Annotated in this window: 23 protein-coding genes; 14 read left to right on the top strand and 9 right to left on the bottom strand. The window is 39.4% G+C overall.

What is annotated here, in order from left to right:
• Positions 1–16: 16 nt before the first annotated feature.
• A complete protein-coding gene (locus L8T27_RS15665; RefSeq protein WP_237941842.1) occupies positions 17–1,876 on the bottom strand; it encodes a transglycosylase domain-containing protein in 1,860 nt (619 codons plus the stop codon).
• A gap of 222 nt (positions 1,877–2,098) precedes the next feature.
• On the opposite strand from L8T27_RS15665, the gene kapD reads away from it, so the two are divergent.
• On the top strand, positions 2,099–2,719 hold the full coding sequence (gene kapD, locus L8T27_RS15660) for a 3'-5' exonuclease KapD (RefSeq protein ID WP_233316466.1): 621 nt from the start codon (positions 2,099–2,101) through the stop codon (positions 2,717–2,719).
• A 100-nt stretch (positions 2,720–2,819) separates the two neighbouring features.
• Here the strand turns inward: kapD and kapB are convergent, their stop codons facing one another.
• Complete coding sequence (gene kapB / locus L8T27_RS15655; protein WP_233316465.1) at positions 2,820–3,215, bottom strand: kinase-associated lipoprotein KapB; 396 nt, start codon at positions 3,213–3,215, stop codon at positions 2,820–2,822.
• Between the two features lie 132 nt (positions 3,216–3,347).
• Between kapB and L8T27_RS15650 the strand changes: the two genes are divergently transcribed.
• Complete coding sequence (locus tag L8T27_RS15650) at positions 3,348–3,860, top strand: superoxide dismutase family protein (protein WP_233316464.1); 513 nt, start codon at positions 3,348–3,350, stop codon at positions 3,858–3,860.
• A 47-nt stretch (positions 3,861–3,907) separates the two neighbouring features.
• Here the strand turns inward: L8T27_RS15650 and L8T27_RS15645 are convergent, their stop codons facing one another.
• Positions 3,908–5,164: an Nramp family divalent metal transporter gene (locus tag L8T27_RS15645; protein WP_267913430.1), complete on the bottom strand. Its 1,257-nt coding sequence runs from the start codon at positions 5,162–5,164 to the stop codon at positions 3,908–3,910.
• A gap of 260 nt (positions 5,165–5,424) precedes the next feature.
• On the opposite strand from L8T27_RS15645, the gene L8T27_RS15640 reads away from it, so the two are divergent.
• The 4 genes from L8T27_RS15640 (at position 5,425) to yugI (ending at position 8,005) form a co-directional block, all read left to right on the top strand.
• Positions 5,425–5,685 carry a DUF1871 family protein gene (locus tag L8T27_RS15640; RefSeq protein WP_233316463.1) on the top strand — a complete coding sequence of 87 codons (261 nt, stop codon included), beginning with the start codon at positions 5,425–5,427 and terminating at the stop codon, positions 5,683–5,685.
• 40 nt (positions 5,686–5,725) lie between these two features.
• Positions 5,726–6,226 carry an Lrp/AsnC family transcriptional regulator gene (locus L8T27_RS15635; RefSeq protein WP_233316462.1) on the top strand — a complete coding sequence of 167 codons (501 nt, stop codon included), beginning with the start codon at positions 5,726–5,728 and terminating at the stop codon, positions 6,224–6,226.
• Positions 6,226–7,398 carry an aminotransferase gene (locus tag L8T27_RS15630; RefSeq protein ID WP_233316461.1) on the top strand — a complete coding sequence of 391 codons (1,173 nt, stop codon included), beginning with the start codon at positions 6,226–6,228 and terminating at the stop codon, positions 7,396–7,398. The genes L8T27_RS15635 and L8T27_RS15630 overlap by 1 nt, the downstream gene beginning before the upstream one ends.
• A gap of 196 nt (positions 7,399–7,594) precedes the next feature.
• Positions 7,595–8,005 carry a S1 domain-containing post-transcriptional regulator GSP13 gene (gene yugI / locus L8T27_RS15625; protein ID WP_233316460.1) on the top strand — a complete coding sequence of 137 codons (411 nt, stop codon included), beginning with the start codon at positions 7,595–7,597 and terminating at the stop codon, positions 8,003–8,005.
• A 49-nt stretch (positions 8,006–8,054) separates the two neighbouring features.
• On the opposite strand, the gene L8T27_RS15620 is transcribed toward yugI, so the two are convergent.
• Complete coding sequence (locus L8T27_RS15620; RefSeq protein ID WP_233316459.1) at positions 8,055–8,288, bottom strand: DUF378 domain-containing protein; 234 nt, start codon at positions 8,286–8,288, stop codon at positions 8,055–8,057.
• Between the two features lie 249 nt (positions 8,289–8,537).
• On the opposite strand from L8T27_RS15620, the gene L8T27_RS15615 reads away from it, so the two are divergent.
• The 3 genes from L8T27_RS15615 (at position 8,538) to L8T27_RS15605 (ending at position 11,709) form a co-directional block, all read left to right on the top strand.
• Complete coding sequence (locus tag L8T27_RS15615) at positions 8,538–9,701, top strand: iron-containing alcohol dehydrogenase (protein WP_237941841.1); 1,164 nt, start codon at positions 8,538–8,540, stop codon at positions 9,699–9,701.
• A 199-nt stretch (positions 9,702–9,900) separates the two neighbouring features.
• Positions 9,901–11,250: a glucose-6-phosphate isomerase gene (locus tag L8T27_RS15610; protein WP_233316457.1), complete on the top strand. Its 1,350-nt coding sequence runs from the start codon at positions 9,901–9,903 to the stop codon at positions 11,248–11,250.
• Between the two features lie 126 nt (positions 11,251–11,376).
• Positions 11,377–11,709, top strand: coding sequence for a four-helix bundle copper-binding protein (locus L8T27_RS15605; protein ID WP_233316456.1), 333 nt, complete (start codon positions 11,377–11,379; stop codon positions 11,707–11,709).
• A 55-nt stretch (positions 11,710–11,764) separates the two neighbouring features.
• Here the strand turns inward: L8T27_RS15605 and L8T27_RS15600 are convergent, their stop codons facing one another.
• Together L8T27_RS15600 and L8T27_RS15595 are read right to left on the bottom strand one after the other, a co-directional pair.
• Entirely contained in the window at positions 11,765–12,763 is a 999-nt protein-coding gene (locus L8T27_RS15600; protein WP_237941840.1) for an ion channel, read from the bottom strand.
• A gap of 85 nt (positions 12,764–12,848) precedes the next feature.
• Positions 12,849–13,724 (bottom strand): TetR/AcrR family transcriptional regulator, encoded by an 876-nt coding sequence (locus L8T27_RS15595; RefSeq protein WP_233316454.1) that lies wholly within the window; start codon positions 13,722–13,724, stop codon positions 12,849–12,851.
• A gap of 355 nt (positions 13,725–14,079) precedes the next feature.
• Here L8T27_RS15595 and L8T27_RS15590 point away from each other — a divergent pair, with 355 nt between their 5' ends.
• Genes L8T27_RS15590 through L8T27_RS15575 form a run of 4 tightly spaced genes read left to right on the top strand, consistent with a single transcriptional unit; the run spans position 14,080 to position 17,657 of the window.
• The gene (locus L8T27_RS15590; protein ID WP_233316453.1) at positions 14,080–14,820 is read left to right on the top strand and encodes a GTP cyclohydrolase II; all 741 of its coding nucleotides are present in this window, start codon (positions 14,080–14,082) and stop codon (positions 14,818–14,820) included.
• A gap of 13 nt (positions 14,821–14,833) precedes the next feature.
• On the top strand, positions 14,834–15,931 hold the full coding sequence (gene ribD / locus L8T27_RS15585) for a bifunctional diaminohydroxyphosphoribosylaminopyrimidine deaminase/5-amino-6-(5-phosphoribosylamino)uracil reductase RibD (protein ID WP_233316622.1): 1,098 nt from the start codon (positions 14,834–14,836) through the stop codon (positions 15,929–15,931).
• Between the two features lie 17 nt (positions 15,932–15,948).
• Positions 15,949–17,061, top strand: a complete 1,113-nt coding sequence (locus L8T27_RS15580; RefSeq protein WP_237941839.1) for an FAD-dependent monooxygenase — start codon at positions 15,949–15,951, stop codon at positions 17,059–17,061.
• A 17-nt stretch (positions 17,062–17,078) separates the two neighbouring features.
• Positions 17,079–17,657: a 5' nucleotidase, NT5C type gene (locus tag L8T27_RS15575; RefSeq protein ID WP_237941838.1), complete on the top strand. Its 579-nt coding sequence runs from the start codon at positions 17,079–17,081 to the stop codon at positions 17,655–17,657.
• 49 nt (positions 17,658–17,706) lie between these two features.
• Here L8T27_RS15575 and chrS read toward each other — a convergent pair whose 3' ends face one another.
• From chrS to chrB, 3 genes are read right to left on the bottom strand one after another with little or no spacing between them, the layout of a single operon-like run.
• On the bottom strand, positions 17,707–18,183 hold the full coding sequence (gene chrS, locus L8T27_RS15570; protein WP_233316450.1) for a chromate efflux transcriptional regulator ChrS: 477 nt from the start codon (positions 18,181–18,183) through the stop codon (positions 17,707–17,709).
• A 21-nt stretch (positions 18,184–18,204) separates the two neighbouring features.
• Complete coding sequence (gene chrA / locus L8T27_RS15565; protein ID WP_233316449.1) at positions 18,205–18,747, bottom strand: chromate efflux transporter ChrA; 543 nt, start codon at positions 18,745–18,747, stop codon at positions 18,205–18,207.
• Between the two features lie 2 nt (positions 18,748–18,749).
• Positions 18,750–19,319, bottom strand: a complete 570-nt coding sequence (chrB, locus tag L8T27_RS15560; protein WP_233316448.1) for a chromate efflux transporter ChrB — start codon at positions 19,317–19,319, stop codon at positions 18,750–18,752.
• 392 nt (positions 19,320–19,711) lie between these two features.
• On the opposite strand from chrB, the gene ade reads away from it, so the two are divergent.
• Positions 19,712–21,445, top strand: a complete 1,734-nt coding sequence (gene ade, locus L8T27_RS15555) for an adenine deaminase (protein WP_285109584.1) — start codon at positions 19,712–19,714, stop codon at positions 21,443–21,445.
• Positions 21,446–21,888: the final 443 nt, after the last annotated feature.

Here is a 21,888-nt window from a genome sequence, read left to right as displayed (position 1 = left end):
TTGAACAGGTGCTTTTTTATGGTATCAATATCTTTTTCCAAATAGAAAGATGGGGAGCATTGCTTTCAATGCTTTTCAAATTGGTTGGGGCATCCTTTCCGACCCAAACACCAACAGTTAAATCATTAGATAAACCGACCATCCAATAATCTTTATAATCATTTGTAGTACCAGTTTTTCCTCCCAGATAAGGAGCTTGAAAATTTGCCTTCTTTGCTGTTCCGGATGTCACTGTGTGTTTTAGCAAGGTTCTCATCTTGTCATTCGTCGCTTTATTCCAGACCGTTTCCTCTGCTTCCTTCCATTCATAAAGCAGATTGCCGTCAGCATCTGTTACGGACGTGATGGCATGTGAGCTTTTAAAGCTGCCGTTATTTCCAAAGACAGTATAAGCATTCGTCATCTCAAGCGGAGACATACCAACTGTGAATCCACCGATAGCGGAGGACAGATGAACATCCTCTTCTGTCACCTTTTTAAAAGGAAAATGAGCTAAATAGCTGAAAGCAGTTTTTAGTCCAATACTATCTGCAAGCCTGACAGCAGGTGTATTATAGGAATGAATAAAAGCTTGATCTAATGTGACATTTCCATAGTCTTGACCACTGTAATTTTGCGGGCAATAACCGTCTTTGCAAAAAGCATCCGCATTAACGGTGGATTTAACTCCTTTACCTGTTTCCTGCAGATAAGGTCCATACACAAGAAGCGGCTTGATAGCAGAACCAGGCTGGCGATATGCTTGATAGCTCCGGTTAAACTCATATTTTTTATAGTTCTTCCCGCCAACAAGTGCGCCTATTGTATGGCTCTTGTGATCGATGACAACTGCTGCTGCTTCTACATCTGTTGTTATCAGGGAGCTTTTCACTGCTTTTACCGCTTTCTCCTGCAAGCTGCGGTCCATTCCTGTATGAATAATAACGCCACTTTCAAGGAGCTTCTGAACTTCAGCATCCAGCTCTTTGCTGAGAATTTCCTTTTCCTTGTCATTTGCTTTTGTTATTTTTTTAGCATAACCTTTTTCTTCAGAAACGAGTGCTCGTAATTCATCCTCCACATATGAGACATAGTCTGGATAAAAATCTGTTTTCTTTTGCACGTGAAGTGTTATTTTTTCATTTGTCATCTTTTTAGCTTCACTGCTGGATATTTTACCCTCTTTTTCCATTAAGGATATTAACCGTTCTTGTCTCTTTTTTGTTTGCTCAAAATGTTTAAGCGGATCATATATAGTTGGATTATTAGGGATGCTTGCCAAAAAAGACAGTTCTGCTTTGGACAAGTCACTCAATTTGCTGCTGAAGTAATAATTCGCTGCTGCTTCAATGCCATACATATTATTGGCAAAATAAACGGCATTAATATATTGAGTAAGAATTTCTGCTTTTGACCACTTTCTTTCAAGCTCATAAGCGTATAGAAGCTCTTTTAGTTTTCGATTGTAGGTTTTATCGTAAGATTGAAACATATTCCGGGCTAACTGCTGGGTAATAGTACTCCCGCCTTGTTCAATAGTATCTGATTCAGCATTGGTCAAGAGAGCCCTCCCGATTGCCGGCAGATCAAAGCCAGCATGTTCATAAAAATGCTGATCCTCTGATAAGATGAACAAATCTTTCACATATTGGGGGATTTCTTCATTTATCAAGTTTTTTCGTATCCCTGCTTGCGGGCTGATTTCTGATATACTTCTTCCACTATTATCCAAAATGTAGCTAGATTGAGCGAGTGTCATGGAAGAGACTGGTATATTGTCGTCCAAAAATTGATGGAAGCTGACATATTTCTTTTTTTCTGCTGCTGTAAAATAAAGAACAGCTACTAAAGCAATTAGCATTATTACTATAAAGGAAACCCCAAGTTTTTTTCGCATTAATTTTCCCTCATTACTTAAAATCCGTTAATAAAAGCATAAAGGATTTTTTATAAATATGCATGAAGTATTTTGCTGAAAAAAAGGGCAAAATATTACCATAATAGTAAACAAAAAAATAAATAGAAAATTTTAAAGCTTCGCGAATATTCTGTTATAATATAAGAAAAGGTTTTTAGGATAGATGGATCGGAGATTTACTTAGAGAAAGAAGGTGAAAAAATGGAGAAGCAGCAACAATATTTATTTATAGATTTTGAGTTTACCATGCCAGAAAAAAATGCTAAGTATAAAGGTTTTCAACCTGAAATAATTGAAGTGGGCATCGTCGCCGTCGTTAATGACAAGATAAGAGAAACCTTTTCTGCCTATGTGGCTCCAAGCAAGTTTCCCATTCTTTCAGAGCGATGCAAATCCTTCCTGCACATACATCAGGAACAAGTCGATAACGGAATTCCATTTCACGGTTTGCTCGATAAAATCAAGGAGATGGGCAGCGGTTTCTCAAATACAGTTGTAACATGGGGTAATATGGACATGAAGGTGCTCAGGAATAATTGCACTATGGCAGGTGCGTCATTTCCTCTTGCTTGCAGTGAAATAGATTTGTCGATGGAATATAAGCGGTTTTTCGGAGACCAAAATCAGACAGGATTATGGAAAGCAGTGCGGGAATACGGGAGCGAAGGGACAGGAAGACATCACCGCGCCTTAGATGATGCGCTGACAACCTATGACATATTTAAGTTTGTTGAAAAGGACAAAAGGTATTTAGGAAAGACGGAAACGACAACGATTGGCGATTTAATTGATCTATCTAAGTTTTATAATAAATTTGCATGAAAAAAGGATTGACAGCTAAGCTTGTTCTACTAGTTGCCACCCTTTTATTTTTTTGCCTAAAAAGGATTCCTCCCATATAAGGAAGAAATCCCGAAAAAAATTAAGCTTTTGTAATTGCCCGGCGGTACTCCTGCTCCAGTATGTCAAGATTGCTTAAGCTCCTTGCTGCAAATGGGGAATTGTCTTTACTCAGTTCATCCTTCATTTTCGAGACAGCCTGCAAAAGGGATGTCCCGTATTCTGGAGTCTCCTCCTCATATGGCTTTACCATCGGTTTGGGAGTATTCATCTGTTCTCTGTATGAGAGGGCTTTTCGCTCATGAAAAAAGACATTTTCTGCCTGCTTCGGATTATGTAAATCACCTTGCATAGGGTGCTTAAGAACAGCTAATACCCTCACTAAGTAGCTGTTGCTGCGTATATCTGTAATTTCGCCGATATATTTGCCTGTTTTGTATATGGCAGTAACCTTTGTGCCAATTGTTAGCTCTTCCACATCATTCGCCTCCAAAAACATTCTTTCTTAAATAGTACCATAATAAATCACTATGTTAGAAACAGGGAAACAGCATAATTTAAACAATTCTACAAATAATACTCCTATTATCGGTATTGGAGGAGTTCGTAAATGAAAAAAATCATGCCTATGTTAGCATTGCTTCTTTTAATGGCAGGCTGTGCGGAAGGAGAAGCAACAAAGGTAGATGTGGAAATGTTCAATGATGTCGGCGATTCTTTAGGCAGTATTAATTTGGAGGAGCAGTCTGCAGGAGTGATGCTTACAGTCAACTTAAAGGGGTTGACACCTGGAGTACATGGCCTACACATACATGAGGTAGGAAAATGTGAGGCTCCTACATTTCAAAGTGCAGGAAATCACTTTAATCCTGAGGATAAGGAGCATGGTCTGCTCCATCCAAAAGGAGCTCATGCAGGAGACCTTCCCAATCTAATTGTTGAGGATGACGGAACTGTCAAAGCTGAGCTGTTGGCACCGCAAGTCACATTAAGGGACGGCAAGAATTCATTATTTAAACCGAAAGGAACATCCATTGTCATCACTGACCAGGCAGATGATGGAATGACACAGCCGGCAGGTAATTCGGGGGAACGAGTTTATTGCGGCGAAGTCAAAAGATAGCAAAAAGAAGCATGAAACCAGTTGGTTTGCATGCTTCTTTTCTTTTATTAGAAGAAAGTATCGTACAGTAAAAAAAGATTTAAAAGGACAATAACTGCTGCGATCAGCCAAGAGATAATCGTAATTGCTTTCGAGTTTTGCAGGCTGCCCATAATCCGTTTGCTGCTTGTAAACATAATTAACGGGATTAATGCGAAGCCAATTCCAAATGAAAGAATAACCTGGCTTAATACTAATGCTGATGTAGGATTTACTCCTGATGCAATAATAATAATGGGCGGAATAATCGTAATCAGCCTTCTGACATAGATGGGAATTCGAAATTGAATGAAGCCTTGCATAATGACATCTCCGGACATAGTACCAACAGACGAGCTGGACAGGCCGGCAATCAAAAGGCCGAGACCGAACAGAATAGCTGAAGCTGGACTTACAAGCTGCTCGAAATGCTGAAAGGCAACATCCAAGTCATTTACGATAAAGCCATTTGCATGGAATAAGGCACTTGCGACAATAAGCATAGCCGCATTAATAAATCCTGCAATCAGCATGGCAATAAGGATATCAAAAAACTCAAAGCGGAAAATCATTTTCTTCTCTTTTTCTGTTGTACCGACAATCCGTTTTTGCGTTAAGGCAGAGTGCAGATAAATCGCGTGGGGCATAACCGTTGCTCCGAGTATTCCAGCTGCAAGCAGTACACTGTCTGTTCCTTGGAATTGTGGTGTAAACAAACCGTGCAGCACAGAATGGAGCTCTGGTTTTGCGAAGAACATTTGCACAATAAAGGATAAGACAACTATAAACAGCATTGCTGTTATCCCAGCCTCAAGCGATCTGTAGCCTCGTCTTTGCAGCTCCAGTATGGCAAAGCTGCCGATTGCAGCGATAATGCTTGATTCAAGCATCGGAATGCCAAACAGTAAGTAAATGCCGAGTGCAGCACCAATAAATTCAGCTAAATCGGTAGCAATGATAACTATTTCACCTTGAATCCATAAACCGATGCTGACAGGCTTAGGAAATTCCTCCCGGGCGACCTCAGCTAGATTTTTTCCTGTAGCAATCCCTAATTTTGCAGACAGTGACTGAATAATTAAGGCCATAATATTTGAAAACAAGATAACCCATAATAATAAATAACCATATTGAGAACCTGCAGCTATGTTTGTTGCGAAATTTCCTGGATCGATATAAGCAATTGCAGCAATAAAGGCAGGACCAAGAAACGGCAGGAACTTTCTTAGCCCTCCAGGACCATGTAATACAGAACCTGCGTGAGAAGCCTCTTTACTTTTATCCATATGTTCACCTGATTTCTGTTGATTTTTCCTAAGTGATAAAATGTTTCCTTTGCGCAACTTTCCTTTAGGATATTCCTCGATTTCTATTTTGTCAATGAATCTGCAATAAAATGTATAGAGTAAATAAATTGACCTATTGGTTCTCTGTATCGTAAAAATTAGGACCGCAAAAAAATAGCCCTTTTTAGCTGTTATCGTGTTAACTGCGTATATTTTGTGATAGAATATGGACAGCAAAATAGGAGTAAAAAGGTGAAAGTATGAACAATCAAGAAGTTAATCTAGAGCTTGTAAAACTGCTGAATGAATGGGATCCCTTCAAGCTTGGGGAAGGGAATTATGATACGGAAATAGCCGATTGCGTCTATGCCGTCCATGAGCTGGACAATAGGGAAGAGCTTGCAGCAGAAATCCAAAAAATTTATGAGTTTTCTTTTGAGGAATTCATACCAATGGATGAGTGTCTTTCTATATCGACAAAGCTGCTGTTAACAAAAGATAACGGCTCTTGCTCCCTGTAATTTGCAATAAAAAAGTACTGTATAATCTGGAGGGATAAAGATGAAGTTGACGGAAAAAGAAATTGAAGTGGCAGAAATTTTAGAAAAAAACGCCCGTATTACAGATGAAGACATAGCTAAAATGATTGAAGAGGACCTTCAGACAACGAAAGAAATTGTCGCAAAGCTTGAAGATTTGAAAGTAGTTGTCCGCTATACAAGTATTGTTGACTGGTCAAAGGTTGAAGGACATGAAGGCGTTACAGCAATGATTGATGTTAAAGTAACTCCAAAACGGGGAGTTGGATTTGATGAAGTAGCCCAAAGAATTTATCGTTTCCAAGAAGTGAAATCGCTGTATTTAATGTCAGGGACATATGATCTGTCTGTGATTATTGAAGGGAAATCGATGAATGATGTGGCAAGATTTGTTTCGGAAAAGCTGTCCACTTTGGATTCTGTTCTTTCCACAACAACCCATTTTATTCTAAAGCAGTATAAACATGATGGAACAATTTTTGAACCGAATAATGATGATAAAAGGATAGTGGTGTCACCGTGATGAATCAAACGAAAAGCTATATCGCCGACAAAGTAGCAGAAATGAAGCCTTCCGGGATAAGACGATTTTTTGATTTGGCTTCCAATATGGAAGGGGTCATCTCACTTGGAGTCGGTGAACCTGACTTTGTTACATCATGGTCAGCAAGGGAAGCTGCTATTCTTTCCTTAGAGCAAGGCTATACTTCCTATACGGCAAATCCAGGAATGCTTGAGCTGCGCGAGGAAATATCGTCTTACATGAACAGAAGATTCCAGGTCGCTTATAATCCGAATTCAGAGATTATTGTAACAGTTGGTGCGAGCCAGGCGATTGATATTGCGTTGCGGGCGATTCTAAATCCAGATGAGGAAGTGATCGTGCTTGAACCTTGTTTTGTTGCGTATGCACCGCTAGTTACACTTGCAGGCGGTGTGCCGGTACCTGTTCAGACGTTAAAAGAACATGAGTTCAAGGTTCTGCCAGAGCAGCTGGAGGAAGTGATTACAGATAAGACAAAAGCAATCATGATATGCTCCCCGAGCAATCCGACAGGCTCCCTATTGTCTGCAGCAGAATTAGCAGCAATCGCAGACGTTGCTAAGAAGCATGACCTGCTTATAATTTCTGATGAGATATATGCAGAGCTGTGCTATGACGAGGAATATACAAGTATGAGCGCCCTAAACGGCATGTGGGAGAGAACATTGCTCATATCCGGATTCTCAAAAGGGTTCGCGATGACGGGCTGGAGACTTGGTTTTGTTTGCGCACCGGAAGAATTGACGCAGGCTATGCTTAAAATCCATCAATACAGCTTAATGTGTGCTCCGACAATGGCGCAATTTGCCGGACTTGAAGCGTTGAGATCAGGCAGCAACGATGTCGAGGAAATGAAGAAGAGCTATCGAAGAAGACGTAATTTCGTTGTACAGTCATTAAACGAAATGGGGCTGACTTGTCATATTCCAGGTGGAGCTTTTTATGCATTCCCTGATATTACATCAACTGGGCTGACATCAGAACAATTCGCTGAAAAGCTGCTGATGGAAGAAAAGGTAGCGGTTGTGCCGGGAAATGTGTTTGGCGAGAGCGGGGAAGGCCATATCCGCTGTTCTTATGCATCTTCCTTAGAACAGCTGCAAGAAGCTTTAAAGAGAATGAAGGCTTTTACAGAAAGATACAGTAAGTAACAAGGACCGTTTTTAAAACGGTCCTTTCGTTTGGAAAAAATCAGTCAGCATTTATTTAAAAAATTTGCAAAAACTTTAACTGACAAAGCACAATTCAGAGATAATAATAAATACTTTTGTATTAAGGTCTGTTTTGTGATATAATTTTATAATGCATATTAAAGGAAAAATGAATATAAAAACTAGGAGTGTTCTCATGTCAGATAAAATCGAAGTTGGAAGCATAATTACAGGAAAGGTAACAGGCATTCAGCCATACGGCGCTTTCGTTTCTTTAGACGAAAACTTGCAAGGCCTTGTTCATATTTCAGAAGTAACACACGGCTATGTTAAAGATATTAATGAATTTCTTAAAGTAGGCGACGAAGTAAAAGTTAAGGTTCTTTCTGTTGATGATAATGCTGGAAAAATCGGCTTGTCTATCCGCGCTACAGAAGAAGCGCCAGCAGCACCTGCTGATGCTGAAAAAGCTAAAAAGCCTCGTGCTAAACGCCAAGCTGCACCAGTTAAAGTAGATGCAGACAGCAGCCAAGGTTTCAATACGCTTAAAGACAAATTGCAAGAGTGGATTGACCAGTCTAACCGCAATGACCTAATTAAGAAATAATAAAAGAAGCAGGATGCCATAAGCATCCTGCTTTTTTTATTGAAAAATCTTATTTAGCAGATCTTGGTTCAGGTTCACGAGAAACTTCGGCACTTGGTTTAAACAACAATCCTAAGTTAATCAAACCGGCAATCCCAACTAATCCGTAAATGATTCTGGATAATGCTGATTCTTGACCGCCAAAGATTGCTGCTACTAAATCAAATTGAAAAAATCCAATTAGTCCCCAATTTATTGCTCCAATAATCGTTAACACTAAAGCTGTTCTTTGAATACCACTCATGATTGTTTCCTCCTTGTATTGGATTCCCTATTATCATGATGCAAAGAGAATATATTTATGCATTTCTTTGTCTGCATTTTTTCCTTTTTTGGGGCATTATAAAGTTTGGTAAGCAACTATAAAAAAATCCAGTTCTTATCTTTTGATTTTCGAATTACTTTAGTAAATAATAAATAGTGTCCTCCTGCTGGTTTCTAGTATTGGGAAGCAAAAGGAGCATTAATATTTATAATAGGAGGAAAAGGGAACATGAATAATTTTACATTCTATAACCCGACAAAACTGATCTTTGGGAAAGGCCAACTATCCCAGCTTGCAGATCAACTGGCTCCATACGGAAATAAAGTCCTTCTTGTATATGGTGGAGGTAGTATTAAACGCAGCGGTTTATACGATCAAGTTATTGAGCTTTTAAAAGAAAATAATAAAGAAGTGTTTGAACTTTCAGGAGTTGAACCAAACCCTCGCTTAACTACAGTTCAAAGAGGTGTGGATATCTGTAAGACAGAGGGAATTGATTTCCTTTTAGCAGTAGGTGGAGGAAGTGTCATCGATTGCACGAAAGCAATTTCTGTCGGAGCAAAATATGACGGTGATCCTTGGGATATCGTAACAAGAAAAGCAATACCAAGTGATGCTGTACCATTTGGAACTGTATTAACATTAGCAGCTACAGGCTCTGAAATGAATTCAGGCTCTGTTATTACTAATTGGGAAACGCAAGAAAAATACGGCTGGGGAAGCCCGCTTACATTCCCTGTTTTCTCTATCCTCGATCCAGAGAATACATACACAGTACCTAAAAATCAGACAATTTATGGAATTGTAGACATGATGTCTCATGTACTTGAGCATTATTTCCATTTGGAAGAAAATACACAATTCCAAGACTATATGTGTGAGTCCTTGCTTAAGACAGTAATGGAAACAGGTCCAAAACTTGTTAACGACTTAGAGAATTATGAATATCGTTCCACAATCCTGTACTCCGGTACAATGGCATTAAACGGAATGCTTAACATGGGCTACCAGGGAGACTGGGCAACTCACAATATTGAGCATGCTGTATCAGCAGTTTATGACATTCCGCACGGAGGGGGACTTGCTATTCTATTCCCTAACTGGATGAAGCATAACTTAAGTGTAAAACCTTCAAGATTCAAGCAGCTTGCTGTTCGGGTATTTGGGGTTGATCCAGAAGGTAAAACAGATGAAGAAGCTGGATTGGAAGGCATTGAGAAGCTTAGAGAATTCTGGAACAGCATCGGAGCACCTTCAAGGCTGGCAGACTATGATATTGATGACAGCAAGCTTGAGCTGATGGTGGACAGAGCAATGGCAAGAGGAGAATTCGGACGCTTCAATTTATTGAAGGCGGATGATGTTCGCTCCATTTACAAAGCTTCCTTGTAAGCAGAGCTTATTATAAAAAAATTACTAAGTCCCAGCTATGTTAATAGCTGGGACTTAGTAGGTAATAGTGACTAAAAGAAGAATAACCGAAAAAAACTCAAGTTGTATCCGCTTTCAAAACAATCTCATTCTTGATTAGTTTGGACACTTTCGATAAAGTGAAAGAGGATACAAAAATAAATATAATGGAGGATCATTCATGACACACGTTCGTTTTGATTACTCAAAGGCATTAAGCTTTTTTGGAGAACATGAAATTACATACCTATCTGATGCAGTTAAAGTGGCTCATCATTCCCTACATGAAAAAACAGGAGCTGGAAGCGACTTTTTAGGCTGGATTGATCTTCCTGTTGATTACGATAAAGAAGAATTTTCCCGTATCTTAAAAGCATCACAAAAAATCCAAAACGATTCTGAAGTATTGCTTGTTATCGGAATCGGCGGATCTTATCTTGGAGCACGTGCAGCAATCGAGATGCTGAACCACAGCTTCCACAATGCTTTGTCTAAGGATAAAAGAAAAACTCCGCAAATCATCTTTATCGGTAAAGACATCAGCTCAACATATATGAGCGATGTTATCGATTTCTTAGGTGACAAAGATTTCTCAATCAATGTTATCTCTAAATCAGGCACAACAACAGAGCCTGCTATCGCATTCCGTATTTTCCGCAAGCTTTTGGAACAAAAATACGGAGCAGAAGAAGCTAAATCAAGAATTTATGCAACAACTGATAAAGCGCGCGGTGCACTAAAAACACTTGCTACTGAAGAAGGCTTTGAAACTTTTGTTATTCCTGATGATGTCGGCGGTCGTTACTCTGTTCTTACAGCAGTAGGCTTGCTTCCAATCGCTGTAAGCGGTGCAGACATTGAAGCAATGATGAAAGGTGCAGCAGCTGCTCGTGAAGACTTCAGCTCATCTGAACTTAGTGAAAATGCTGCATACCAATATGCTGCAGTTCGCAACGTGCTTTACAATAAAGGCAAAACAATCGAAATGCTTATCAACTATGAGCCAGGACTTCAATACTTCTCTGAATGGTGGAAGCAGCTTTTCGGCGAGAGCGAAGGAAAAGACCAAAAAGGTATTTATCCATCTTCCGCTAACTTCTCAACTGACTTGCACTCATTAGGGCAATATGTTCAAGAAGGACGTCGCGATATTTTCGAAACAGTTGTTAAAGTGGACAAGCCTCGTCATGAATTAACAATTGAAGCAGAAGAAAACGACCTTGACGGCTTGAACTATCTTGCTGGCAAAACAGTTGACTTCGTAAACAACAAAGCATTTGAAGGTACGCTTCTTGCACATACAGACGGCGGTGTGCCGAATCTGATTGTGACAATTCCTGAAATGGATGAATATACTTTCGGTTACTTAGTGTATTTCTTCGAAAAAGCTTGCGCTATCAGCGGATACCTTCTTGGTGTAAATCCATTCGATCAGCCGGGAGTAGAAGCTTATAAAGTTAACATGTTTGCATTGCTTGGTAAACCAGGTTTTGAAGAGAAAAAAGCGGAACTTGAAAGCCGTTTGAAATAAGAGTAAAAAAGGGCAATCCGAAATGGATTGCCCTTTCTCATTTTATAAATCTATCATTTCATGTTTTTAGGAGGAGATTTAAGGATAAATAACTACTAGGTTACATAAGTGTTAAGGAGGGATACTATGCTAGTAGAACAAGAACAAACATTAGTAAGGGCATTGCAAGAATGTATGATAGTCTGCAATCATTGCCTGAATGAATGTCTCGCTGAAGATAAATCAAGCATGATGATAGACTGCATACGAACAGACCGAGAATGCTTGGAATTCTGTGGATATCTAGAACAGGCTATTATCCGTCAATCTCCATATGCTAAAGAACTTGCTAAAATCTGTATGCAAGTTTGTGAGGATTGTGCACAGGAATGCCAAAAACATGACCATAAGCATTGTCAGTATTGTGCTGAAGTTTGCTTGCAATGTATGGAAGCATGTAAAACCTATTTAAACAACTAATATTAATAAACAAAAAAACAGCGCTAAATATGGCAAGCGCTGTTTTTTCATGCATTTATGAGCCGGCAATCAAGATCAGCTCATCCTTTTCTTCTACTATAAAGGAGGCACCAGGTTTAATGTAGGATTGGCTGCCTCTTTTAACTCCTAACAAGAGTTTGTCCTCTAAAAGAAGATACGAACTGAGGGCAGCAAAATTCAGCTGCTCGTCGTTTGTCCATTCGCCCAAAGAAACAATTTGCAATCTCTTGTCCTTGAAGTTCCCCAGTAAATCGAGAAAGGCAATCATTGTTTCTTGCGAATTGAGACTGCTGTGCATGACAAAGCTCGACAGGCGATTGGTTTGAATAATCTCATCTGCACCTGCTCTGTGTGCATTAGTCACTTGCTCAGCAGTCAATATCTCAATGATGCAAGGAACCTCTGGATTCAGTCCTTTTATTGCAAGCAGTGTCAAAATCGAATTCATATCGGCGTTCATTTCATCTTTGCTTTGGTCAGAGGTGATGATTACCTTGTTAGCCTGTGAGATATTTGCCCGCAGGAGTGTTTCATCAATATTTGGATTGCCTTGGATAAAATGAAGCGATTCTGGCAGCGGGTTTTTTGGGAGCGATTCATCAATAAGAGTGAGGAGTGATCTCTTCCCATCCTTGATGATCGTATTAATCAATGCCTTCGAACGCTCATTCCAGCCGATAATCACGATATGACTCTGTCCTCTAAAAGTTGATTTCCCTTCTATAAAGGCATTTTGTCTGGCGACTGCTGCTGTTGCCAAAGTTACTAAATAAGTCGATAAAAACCCTGCACCAGTCAATATGAGCAGCATGCCGGCAATTCTTCCTACAATGGTGCTTGGAGCGTAATCACCATAACCAACAGTGGAGGCTGTGATAATAGCCCACCAAACCCCCTCAAAAAAAGTCGGAAAGGTTTTTGGCTCCACTATGGTGATGATTAATCCAAAAAATAGGATAATACTTGCTGCGATTGACAAAATCCTCACACTGATAGGCAGGCGCAGAAAAGCGGTTAGTACGGTATTCGGCAATATATTTCACCTCATCATCATGTGTATAAAACCATTATGGACATATAAAAAACCTTTCATAATGAAATGAAAGATTTTTATATGTTCACTTATGTGAGGTTATTTGATAATGCCTTTTAATTTTTTCAATCCAGTCCTGCAATTCTTCATGTCCTTCAAGATTGGAAAGCATTCCTTGAATAATTGGACTTCTTGGGGCATCTGTTTTGATTTCTGACTCTAGAACATCAAGGGTAACTTCAATCGTTTCCTTGTTAGGATAGCTTTCTGTAAGCTTGCGAATTTGATTAAGGATATCCAGGGATTTTTCTGTAGCATCTGCCATAAAATCGATTTTTGGCTTATGCATTAATTTGTAAAGATTCGCTTCAGTGAATATTGGCTTCTCTTCCATAATACCTGCTGCAATGGAGTCCATTCTTCTCCATAAATATTCGGAAACATCTTTAGCATTCCTGTCAATCTGATCATGAAGAAGAAGTCTTAAGAAGGACTGCAGTAACCCTTCGTACATGATTTGCAAATCTAAATGAAAGCGGCTCGTTTTTTCTCCATATAATTCGAGCAGATATGCTAGAGAAAACTCTCTGATATCTGTTTGCATCTGCATAATTAAATGCTTGATGGAATCATTAAGGGGAATCGCCTGCTCACGGGTTTGCATAATAATGAAATCCTTATGCTTCAAAGCATGTTCAAAAAAAGCTGCTGTCTGTTCGACCAGCTTTTCTTTTGCAGTGATGTCTTCTAGCCTAATGCTGTCAAAAAGCTGTACTAATTCCTTGTAATAATAATCAAGAATGGCAAATAATAAAGAATCCTTTGACTTGAAATATATATAGAAAGCACCTTTAGATATGCCGCAATCATTTGCTATTTCTTGAATGGAAGTGGAGGAATATCCTTTTTGCGCGAAAAGTTTCAGCGCAGAGTCTATGATCTTTTTTTCTTTCTCTTTCAATGGAAGCGCCTCCTATTTTTTTATAAGGAAGAGTTGAAAATAGTTATTTTTTAGCGAAATAAACTCTTATAGAGATTTTACTATTAAACCACACAACTTAAAATATGTAAAAAAAAAGCTAATAATTTGTCTTGGGAACCAGTAAAATTAGTTATTTGTACAAATACCTATCTTCCGATATGATAATAATTATCACTTATTGCTCATGTAAGGAAATGCTAAAGAAAAATGGGTAAATTAATTACTTGACGCTATTTTCTTATATATATATACTTACTTACATATAGTAAGTGGTTTGATAAAAATATTTGATTGGAACAAATTAAGATAGATGAAATTTAAAGGAGACTTAAATATGAAAAAAGAAGTGATTGATCTTCTTCAAGATAAAATGAAAATGATTCCGTTTAAGGAAGATAAAAAAATATGCCTTGTCGGGCCAGTCAAGCTGCCTGTTCAGCTTGAAGATCAAGTTGTAACTTTCCAATGGTACACATGGCTGCCAATAGAAGAGCAGCAGTCAAAAGAGGAGCTGTTAAACAGCTTGCCTTCGATGCATCTTGCAGACTTGCAGCAATCATCAGTCTTAGTATATGGCGATTTTGAGCAGACAGAAGATACGCTTATCCGCATGCACAGCATTTGTCATACAGGTGATATTTTCGGTAGCAAGCGCTGTGACTGCGGATTCCAGCTGCATCAGTCAATGAAGATGATTGTTGAACACGGCAGTGGTGCCCTCTTTTACCTTGCCAACCATGAAGGCAGAGGAATTGGTCTGTTCACAAAGTCATTAGCTTATTTGCTGCAGCAGGAAGGATTGGATACAGTAGAGGCAAACCATGCTCTTGATTTTGCTGATGACACAAGAAGCTATGAAGAGCCGATCAGTGTCCTGCAAGCATTGCGCACAAAGCCTGTTAAACTAATTACGAACAATCCTAAAAAGCTGGAAGCATTGAAGAAGATTGGATTAACTGCAAGTGAGAATGTTCCGTTATGGGGAGACAGATCAGCGTTTAACGAGAAGTATTTGGACACGAAAGTGCAGAAATCTGGACATATACCATTGCAAGAAGAGATTGTGACAATTTGAGGAGTAAACGATGATGAGAAATGATCATGATTTTATGAAAATGGCATTGGACCTTGCAGAAACAGCGAAGGGAAAAACAAATCCAAACCCAGTAGTTGGTGCGGTATTAGTGAAGGATGGCGTCATAGTAGGCTCCGGTTTGCACAGAAAGGCTGGAGAACCGCATGCAGAGGTACATGCATTTAATATGGCAGGAGAACATGCTAAAGGGGCTACACTATATGTTACGCTGGAGCCTTGCTCCCACTATGGAAAAACACCGCCATGTGCGAATTTAGTCAAAGATTCTGGAGTGAAAAGAGTTGTAGTGGCAGCTCAAGATCCGAATCCTCATGTTGCTGGTAAGGGGATTGGCATCATAAAAGAAGCGGGGATCGAAGTAGAAGTTGGTGTGCTTGAGGAAGAAGCAAAAAAACTCAATGAGCGTTTTATGCATAATATGATTACTCAAACTCCATTTGTTGTATCAAAGGTTGCGATGACTTTAGACGGAAAAATCGCTGCCTATACAGGGCACAGCCAATGGATTACAGGGGAAGAGGCTCGGAAGGAAGTGCATTACCTTCGCAATGAGGTAGATGCTATCCTAGTTGGAGTAGGTACAGTATTAGCAGATAATCCGAAATTAACGACTCGATTAGACCAACCATCTAAAAATCCAATCAGGATTATTTTGGATAGCAAGCTGCGAACACCGCTCGATGCAAATGTGGCAGATTGCTCTGAGGCACAAACGATTATTTTGACTGGTCTTGCCGAGGATGACAAGAAGGCTGAAGGTTTAAAACAGAAGGGCGTTCAAATTATTCAAGTTCCATATACAAACGGGAAAATGGACCTTCAAGCTGCATTGAAAAGGCTGTATGAAGCAGGAGTAACAGATATTCTGCTCGAAGGCGGCAGTGAAGTAAATGCCAGCTTTATGAGAGAGAGACTTATTCAAAAATACATTGTTTATATTGCGCCGAAAATCTTAGGTGGAAAATCTTCTTTTACACCATTTAGAGGCGAGGATGTAGATACGATAGATGAAGCTGTTCAGCTAAGGTTTGAAACAGTGGAGAAGGTAGGCGAAGACTTAAAAGTCTACGCATATCCTGCTAAAGTTTAAGGGAAGAGGATGGGGAAATGACAGTTCTGAATGCAGAAGTTTGTATTGTTGGTGCAGGTCCCGGCGGTGCAATGCTTGCTTATTTGCTTAGCAAGGCCGGGGTTTCCACAATCCTGCTGGAGCGGCATCATGATGTAGATAAAGAATTTCGTGGAGAGCATTTAAATGAGGAAGGAGAACAAGTCCTCATAGACGCAGGTCTTTTTGCTAAGCTGAAGGAAAAAGGCATACTCTGCATGACTCATGTTGATTATATTGCAGACGGCAAAGTGGTTAAAAGAATACTTCCCCATTCAGAAACAGGCCATACTGGCATTCATGTTCCGCAAAAGCATTTATTGAAGCTGCTGTTGGAGGAATCATCGAAAGAGGCTGCCTTCAGGCTGGAAATGGACAGTGTTGTGAAAGAGCTCATTCAGACTGAAACAGGAGAGTATTCAGGCGTCGTCGCCTGGATTAATGGCATAGAAACAAAAGTGAACAGCAAGATAATTGTCGGTGCTGACGGCAGGTTTTCAACGATAAGAAAGCAGGGGCGCTTTCCTGTTGAAGCGATCAAGCATGGTTATGATTTGCTGTGGGCAAAAATTCCGGCTCCATCTGGCTGGGAGCCAGCGATTAAAATGGCTCTTGTTAACGGCAGTCAGGTTGCTCTGTTTACCCAATATGGAGGTTATATTCAGATCGGCTGGAATATTGAGGAGGGAAGCTTCTCAAAAATCCGGAAAGGATCATTTGAGCACTTTATCGACAATCTTCTGTCTGCTTTTCCTGAGTTGGAGGAAACTGTCCGCACTCATATTAAGGCATGGAAGGATTTTGTCCTGTTGAAGGTGGAAAGCTCTAAAAGCAGCACGTGGATCAATAATAATGCAGTGCTCTTAGGCGATGCAGCCCACACAATGAGCCCAACCGGCGCATTTGGACTCAACAGTTCCTTAAAGGATGCAGAAAAACTTGCAGAAGTGCTGAAACAAATTTTACTCTATCACAAATCACCAGCGCTATTAGAGACCTACGAAGCAATTCGGAAAACAGAGGTAGAAAAAGTCCAAGCAGAACAGCTTTACAGAGAATCTACTTTTAAGGATCATTTTCCAAAAGCAACGGCAATTGGCGTTAGTAATTAATTGGAAGGATGCAATAGATGAAGTTCGGTTTTGACATTGATGATACATTAATAAATTTAAGAGAGCATGCCTTTCATTTATATAATAAGAAACTGCAAAAGGAAGTGCATCTCGATTATTTTCATGCACTGAAGACCGTGGAAATACATGAGCCCTTTGGCCTTAATGCTGATGAAGGGAAGAACATGTGGACCACTTTAAGCGAAGAAATTTATTTCACAGATTGCCCGCCATATCCGAATGCAGTTGAATTTCTGCAAAGGCTGACAAATAGCGGACATGAAGTGTATTATATTACCGCACGTAATAAGGAATTTGCAGAACGGACGAAGGAATGGATGAAGACTAAAGGCTTTCCAGTTAAGGATGAGCAGTTCTTCTGCGGTATGGCTGATCATGAAAAAATCGATGTTATTTCAAGCCTGGACCTTGATTTCTATATGGATGATAAGCCAGCGGTGCTAAACACACTGGCACAAACAGGAGTTCACTTGTTAGTAAAAGATCAATCATACAATAAAGATCTTTCTTATGACAGGGTTCATAGCTGGGCTGAGGTTTGGGATTTTCTTAATTTAAATGAGGAAAAAAAATAAAAGCAGGGAGAATGTATCCCTGCTTTTTTGTATGGAGATAATCTGCAAGCTACAGCTTCATTCCCATTCTGCTCTTGTATCTTTTAATTAATATTTGGCAATCTACGCTGACGACACCTTCGATAGCATATAGCTTGTCTGTAAGGAATAGCTCCATTTCCTGATTATCAGCAAATAATCCGTGCATATGCAGTTTACTGGGGCCAGTCATATGATAGAGACTGCCTACAGCAGCATTGTCTGCTAATAGTTTGGCTACTTCTTCGAGATGCTTCGGTTCTACATCAATATTGAAGAAAGCAGAAACTGTTTTGCCGATTTTTTCTGGATTTATTACAGCCGTGAACTTTTCAATAATGCCATTTTCGATCATTGCATTAATCCGCATCTGTACAGCTACCCTTGAGATCCCGACTTCTTTGCCGATATCGGTGTAGGAAATCCTGCCGTTATCATGCAATAAAGACAAGATTAAATGATCAATCTGATCTAGTTTGCTAGGTGCAAGATCATGTCCATTTGTCATAAAATATGTTCCTTTCTCCTTTTAACTGTTTAGATGTGGAACAACAAGACCACCATAAAGGAAGGCAAGAATGATTACAAAAGCTGGGTGAACTTTGAATTTTTGCAGTAAGGCAAATGCGATTACAGCGATTGCTGCTGTTTGAATCCAGCCTAATGAAATATAGGAGTCTTGCAGCATTTCAAAAGTAAGGATTATCATCAATGCGGCAATAACAGGCTGAACCAACAGTGTCATCCCTTTCACTATTTTCGAATCGCGGTGCTTGCTCATCACATTGGCAAGGAAAATGAGCGCTGCAGCAGATGGAATGACCGTCGCTGCCAGTGCAGCAATAAAGCCCCACCAGCCACCGATGCCAAACCCGACATAAGCAGCAATTTTTGTTGCGATTGGACCAGGCAGGGCGTTTCCAAGTGCGAGCATATTGGAAAACTCCGCATTTGACAGCCAATTGTACCGGTTAACAATCTCTTCATACATGAGTGGAATAGAGGCAGGACCGCCGCCATATCCAAATATATTTGATAACAAAAAGCTTAAAAAGATGCTGATTAATACCATGTTTACATGCCTCTTTCTTTTTTATGTAGAATACGATCTTTAAGATTGAAATGAAATGCTCCGTAAATCAAGAAGATTAATACAACAATAGCTGGGTGAAGGGAAATGTATTGAAGCAGGAACAGACATAACAGTGTTAGTGCTGCACCAACATAGATACCTAAGCCTTTGACTGCTTTTTCTGCAAACTCATAGGCCATCATGCCAAGCATTACTGCAATAACAGGAATAACAGCAGACACCATGCTTGTGATGACAGCAGAATGGCTGACAACGTTAATAAAGGAAATTAGCACAACCATTGCCAGGCATGTCGGCAGAATATGGGCGAGCACAGAAACGATAGCTCCTGAAATACCTTTTTGGCGGTAGCCTAAATAGGCGGCCATTTTTGTAGCGATTGGTCCAGGCAAAGTATTAGCAATCGCCAATATTTCCCCAAACTCTTCATTATCAAGCCACTTGAATTTATTTACTGCTTCATAGCGAATAAGCGGTATAACAGAAGGACCACCTCCAAATCCTAATAATCCAGACCGGCCCATCGCGATGATGAGTTCTTTATAGATCATCTTTATTTCTCCTTTCGTAATTAGACACTATGTAATTGGAAAAACCTTTATTATTATCTTTTCGTAAATATAATACCATAATTTATTTTATATGAATCGTAAAATGTTAAAAAATATAACAATATGAAATTATATTTTTGTGCAGGGGCACTTCAAAAAGAAATTGAATCTTGTTGCGAACTATAATACAATAGTAAAAATAATTTCAAAAAGGCATGAAATGCCAATTCTCCATTTGCTTGATTGGAACTAAATCTTCGTGCATTTACTCTTCCATACGATTTCTATATATTTCCCGTAAATCATTTTAATTATGGAACTTAACGTACAAAAGCATTTGCAAAAATTTAGCAAAGTGAAACTACCAAAAAGAAATAAGGGGGAAAATGCACATGAGCAGCAAATTTGAAAAAAGATTGAGAATAGCAGCAAAACGAGAAAAGGCAGACTTAGTTATTAAGCATGCATCTATAGTCAATGTGTTTACTGGAGAACTGATGAAGGGCGATCTAGCTGTATCTGATGATACTATTGCCGGGATAGGCCAGTATGAAGGAAAGCAAACAATAGATGCAAAAGGAAAATTCATCATTCCTGGACTGATAGACGGTCATGTTCATATTGAAAGCAGCATGCTCGCACCGCAGGAATTTGCAAAGGTCCTCATGCTCCATGGTGTTACAACAGCGATAACTGACCCACATGAAATAGCGAATGTTGCCGGGACAAAGGGAATTCAATACATGCTTGACCAGTCGGAAGGATTGCCACTTGATATTCGTGTCATGCTGCCCTCCTGTGTGCCAGCCGTGCCGAATGACAGTAATGGTGCAGCACTGTACGCTGATGATCTGGCTCCTTTTTTTAAACATGAGCGTGTTTTAGGCCTAGCAGAGGTAATGGACTTTCCGTCTGTCCAAAACACCAGTGCAGATATGGTCAAAAAGCTTATTCTGACAAAAGAGAATAACGGGGTAATAGATGGCCATGCTGCCGGCATTGAGCGTGAGAGCCTAAATGTTTACAGTGCTGCAGGAATTCGCAATGATCATGAAGCTACAACAGAGCAGGAAGGGAAAGACAGACTGGATTTAGGTCTTTATTTAATGATTAGGGAAGGAACAGTTGCTAAAGACTTAAAAGCATTGCTGCCTGTTGTGACAGAAAGAAATGCACGCAGATGTCTTTTTGTAACAGATGATAAGCTGATTGACGATCTTTTGCATGAGGGCAGTGTTGACCATTGTATTCGTTTAGCAATAAAAGAAGGACTGGACCCAATCACAGCCATTCAAATGGCTACGATTAATACGGCTGAATGTTATAAGCAAGATAGAATCGGTGCAGTGTCACCAGGCTATAAGGCAGACTTCCTGATTGTAGACAGCCTGGAGGAGCTTACGATAGAGCATGTATATAAAGAAGGCAAGTGTATTGTGGAAAACGGCAAGCTGAAAACAGAGCAGTTTAAGAAACAAGGCTATGAAGATACCAGCCTGCCTGGCTTGAATTATGCTCCATTTAATACTAGTGAGCTACAATTGCCGCTCCAATCAGATATTTGCAATGTTATTGGCATTATTCCTAACAGCATTGTAACAGAGCATTTGATAGAAAAGGTTAGTGTGGAAAATGGTATTTTTCAGCCATCTGTCGAGCAGGATTTGCTAAAACTGGTTGTTGTGGAGAGACATCATCGGACTGGCAATATTGGGCGGGGCATTGTAAAGGGATTTGGTTTCAAAAAAGGAGCGATTGCAACAACCATATCCCATGATTCTCACAATATTGTCGCAGTTGGAACAAATGATGAAGATATCCAGCTTGCGATAGAAGAGTTGAAAAATATTAATGGAGGCATAACAGCAGTAGCAGAAGGACAATTAATCGCAGCCTTGCCATTGCCGATAGCTGGCCTTATCTCAGACCAAAGCTATGAAACACTGTATGACCAAATGAACACACTTAATGAACAAGTGAAGCAATTAGGAGGATCAAGCAACTTTAATCCATTCCTGACATTATCCTTCCTATCATTATCTGTCATTCCTACATTGAAATTAACAGATAAAGGCTTATTCGACTTCAGCAGTTTTTCATATACAACAATTGAAGCAACGAAATGACTCTATAGAGAAACGAACATGTTAACGATGTTCGTTTTTTTCTTGTCTGCAAACAAAAAAAGATCCGGCTTAAATAGCCGGACCAAAAAAATATATTTTAAGAGGGGAAACTCTTAACATAAATTTATTCTACTTGGTAATTATGAATAAATAATGAACAAACCATTAAAAAATAAAAAATATTAGTTATTAATTCAGACCCCTCATTTAAAAGAATAGAAAAAATAAAAGTTTTTAAATAATAAGTATATAGTCCTATAAATAACAGAAATCGCTAGGACGATATATTTGGTAAGAAGCACCATTACAAGTTTCAAGTAGGTAAAGATGTTTATTTAATAAAAAAATGGGTCATATTAATAATAAATACAGACATAATGAAAGCGTTTTCGTATATAATGGATATAAGCTAATCATTAACTCTGGTCTCACTTACTGATAAG

This window comes from Niallia sp. Man26 (assembly GCF_022049065.2).
Lineage (GTDB): Bacteria > Bacillota > Bacilli > Bacillales > Cytobacillaceae > Niallia.
Note: the sequence above shows the minus strand (reverse complement) of the source record. Positions and strands in the feature narration are given on the sequence as shown.

Coding starts and splice junctions, on each gene's coding strand:
- L8T27_RS15590 (WP_233316453.1), top strand. CDS start 14,080: ATGAAAAAAGAAGTGATTGATCTTCTTCAAGATAAAATGAAAATGATT.
- L8T27_RS15645 (WP_267913430.1), bottom strand. CDS start 5,164: ATGGATAAAAGTAAAGAGGCTTCTCACGCAGGTTCTGTATTACATGGT.
- chrB (WP_233316448.1), bottom strand. CDS start 19,319: ATGATCTATAAAGAACTCATCATCGCGATGGGCCGGTCTGGATTATTA.
- L8T27_RS15635 (WP_233316462.1), top strand. CDS start 5,726: ATGAAGTTGACGGAAAAAGAAATTGAAGTGGCAGAAATTTTAGAAAAA.
- L8T27_RS15575 (WP_237941838.1), top strand. CDS start 17,079: ATGAAGTTCGGTTTTGACATTGATGATACATTAATAAATTTAAGAGAG.
- chrS (WP_233316450.1), bottom strand. CDS start 18,183: ATGACAAATGGACATGATCTTGCACCTAGCAAACTAGATCAGATTGAT.
- chrA (WP_233316449.1), bottom strand. CDS start 18,747: ATGGTATTAATCAGCATCTTTTTAAGCTTTTTGTTATCAAATATATTT.
- L8T27_RS15650 (WP_233316464.1), top strand. CDS start 3,348: ATGAAAAAAATCATGCCTATGTTAGCATTGCTTCTTTTAATGGCAGGC.
- ade (WP_285109584.1), top strand. CDS start 19,712: ATGAGCAGCAAATTTGAAAAAAGATTGAGAATAGCAGCAAAACGAGAA.
- kapD (WP_233316466.1), top strand. CDS start 2,099: ATGGAGAAGCAGCAACAATATTTATTTATAGATTTTGAGTTTACCATG.
- L8T27_RS15615 (WP_237941841.1), top strand. CDS start 8,538: ATGAATAATTTTACATTCTATAACCCGACAAAACTGATCTTTGGGAAA.
- ribD (WP_233316622.1), top strand. CDS start 14,834: ATGAGAAATGATCATGATTTTATGAAAATGGCATTGGACCTTGCAGAA.
- L8T27_RS15630 (WP_233316461.1), top strand. CDS start 6,226: ATGAATCAAACGAAAAGCTATATCGCCGACAAAGTAGCAGAAATGAAG.
- L8T27_RS15580 (WP_237941839.1), top strand. CDS start 15,949: ATGACAGTTCTGAATGCAGAAGTTTGTATTGTTGGTGCAGGTCCCGGC.
- yugI (WP_233316460.1), top strand. CDS start 7,595: ATGTCAGATAAAATCGAAGTTGGAAGCATAATTACAGGAAAGGTAACA.
- L8T27_RS15605 (WP_233316456.1), top strand. CDS start 11,377: ATGCTAGTAGAACAAGAACAAACATTAGTAAGGGCATTGCAAGAATGT.
- L8T27_RS15610 (WP_233316457.1), top strand. CDS start 9,901: ATGACACACGTTCGTTTTGATTACTCAAAGGCATTAAGCTTTTTTGGA.
- L8T27_RS15620 (WP_233316459.1), bottom strand. CDS start 8,288: ATGAGTGGTATTCAAAGAACAGCTTTAGTGTTAACGATTATTGGAGCA.
- L8T27_RS15665 (WP_237941842.1), bottom strand. CDS start 1,876: ATGCGAAAAAAACTTGGGGTTTCCTTTATAGTAATAATGCTAATTGCT.
- L8T27_RS15640 (WP_233316463.1), top strand. CDS start 5,425: ATGAACAATCAAGAAGTTAATCTAGAGCTTGTAAAACTGCTGAATGAA.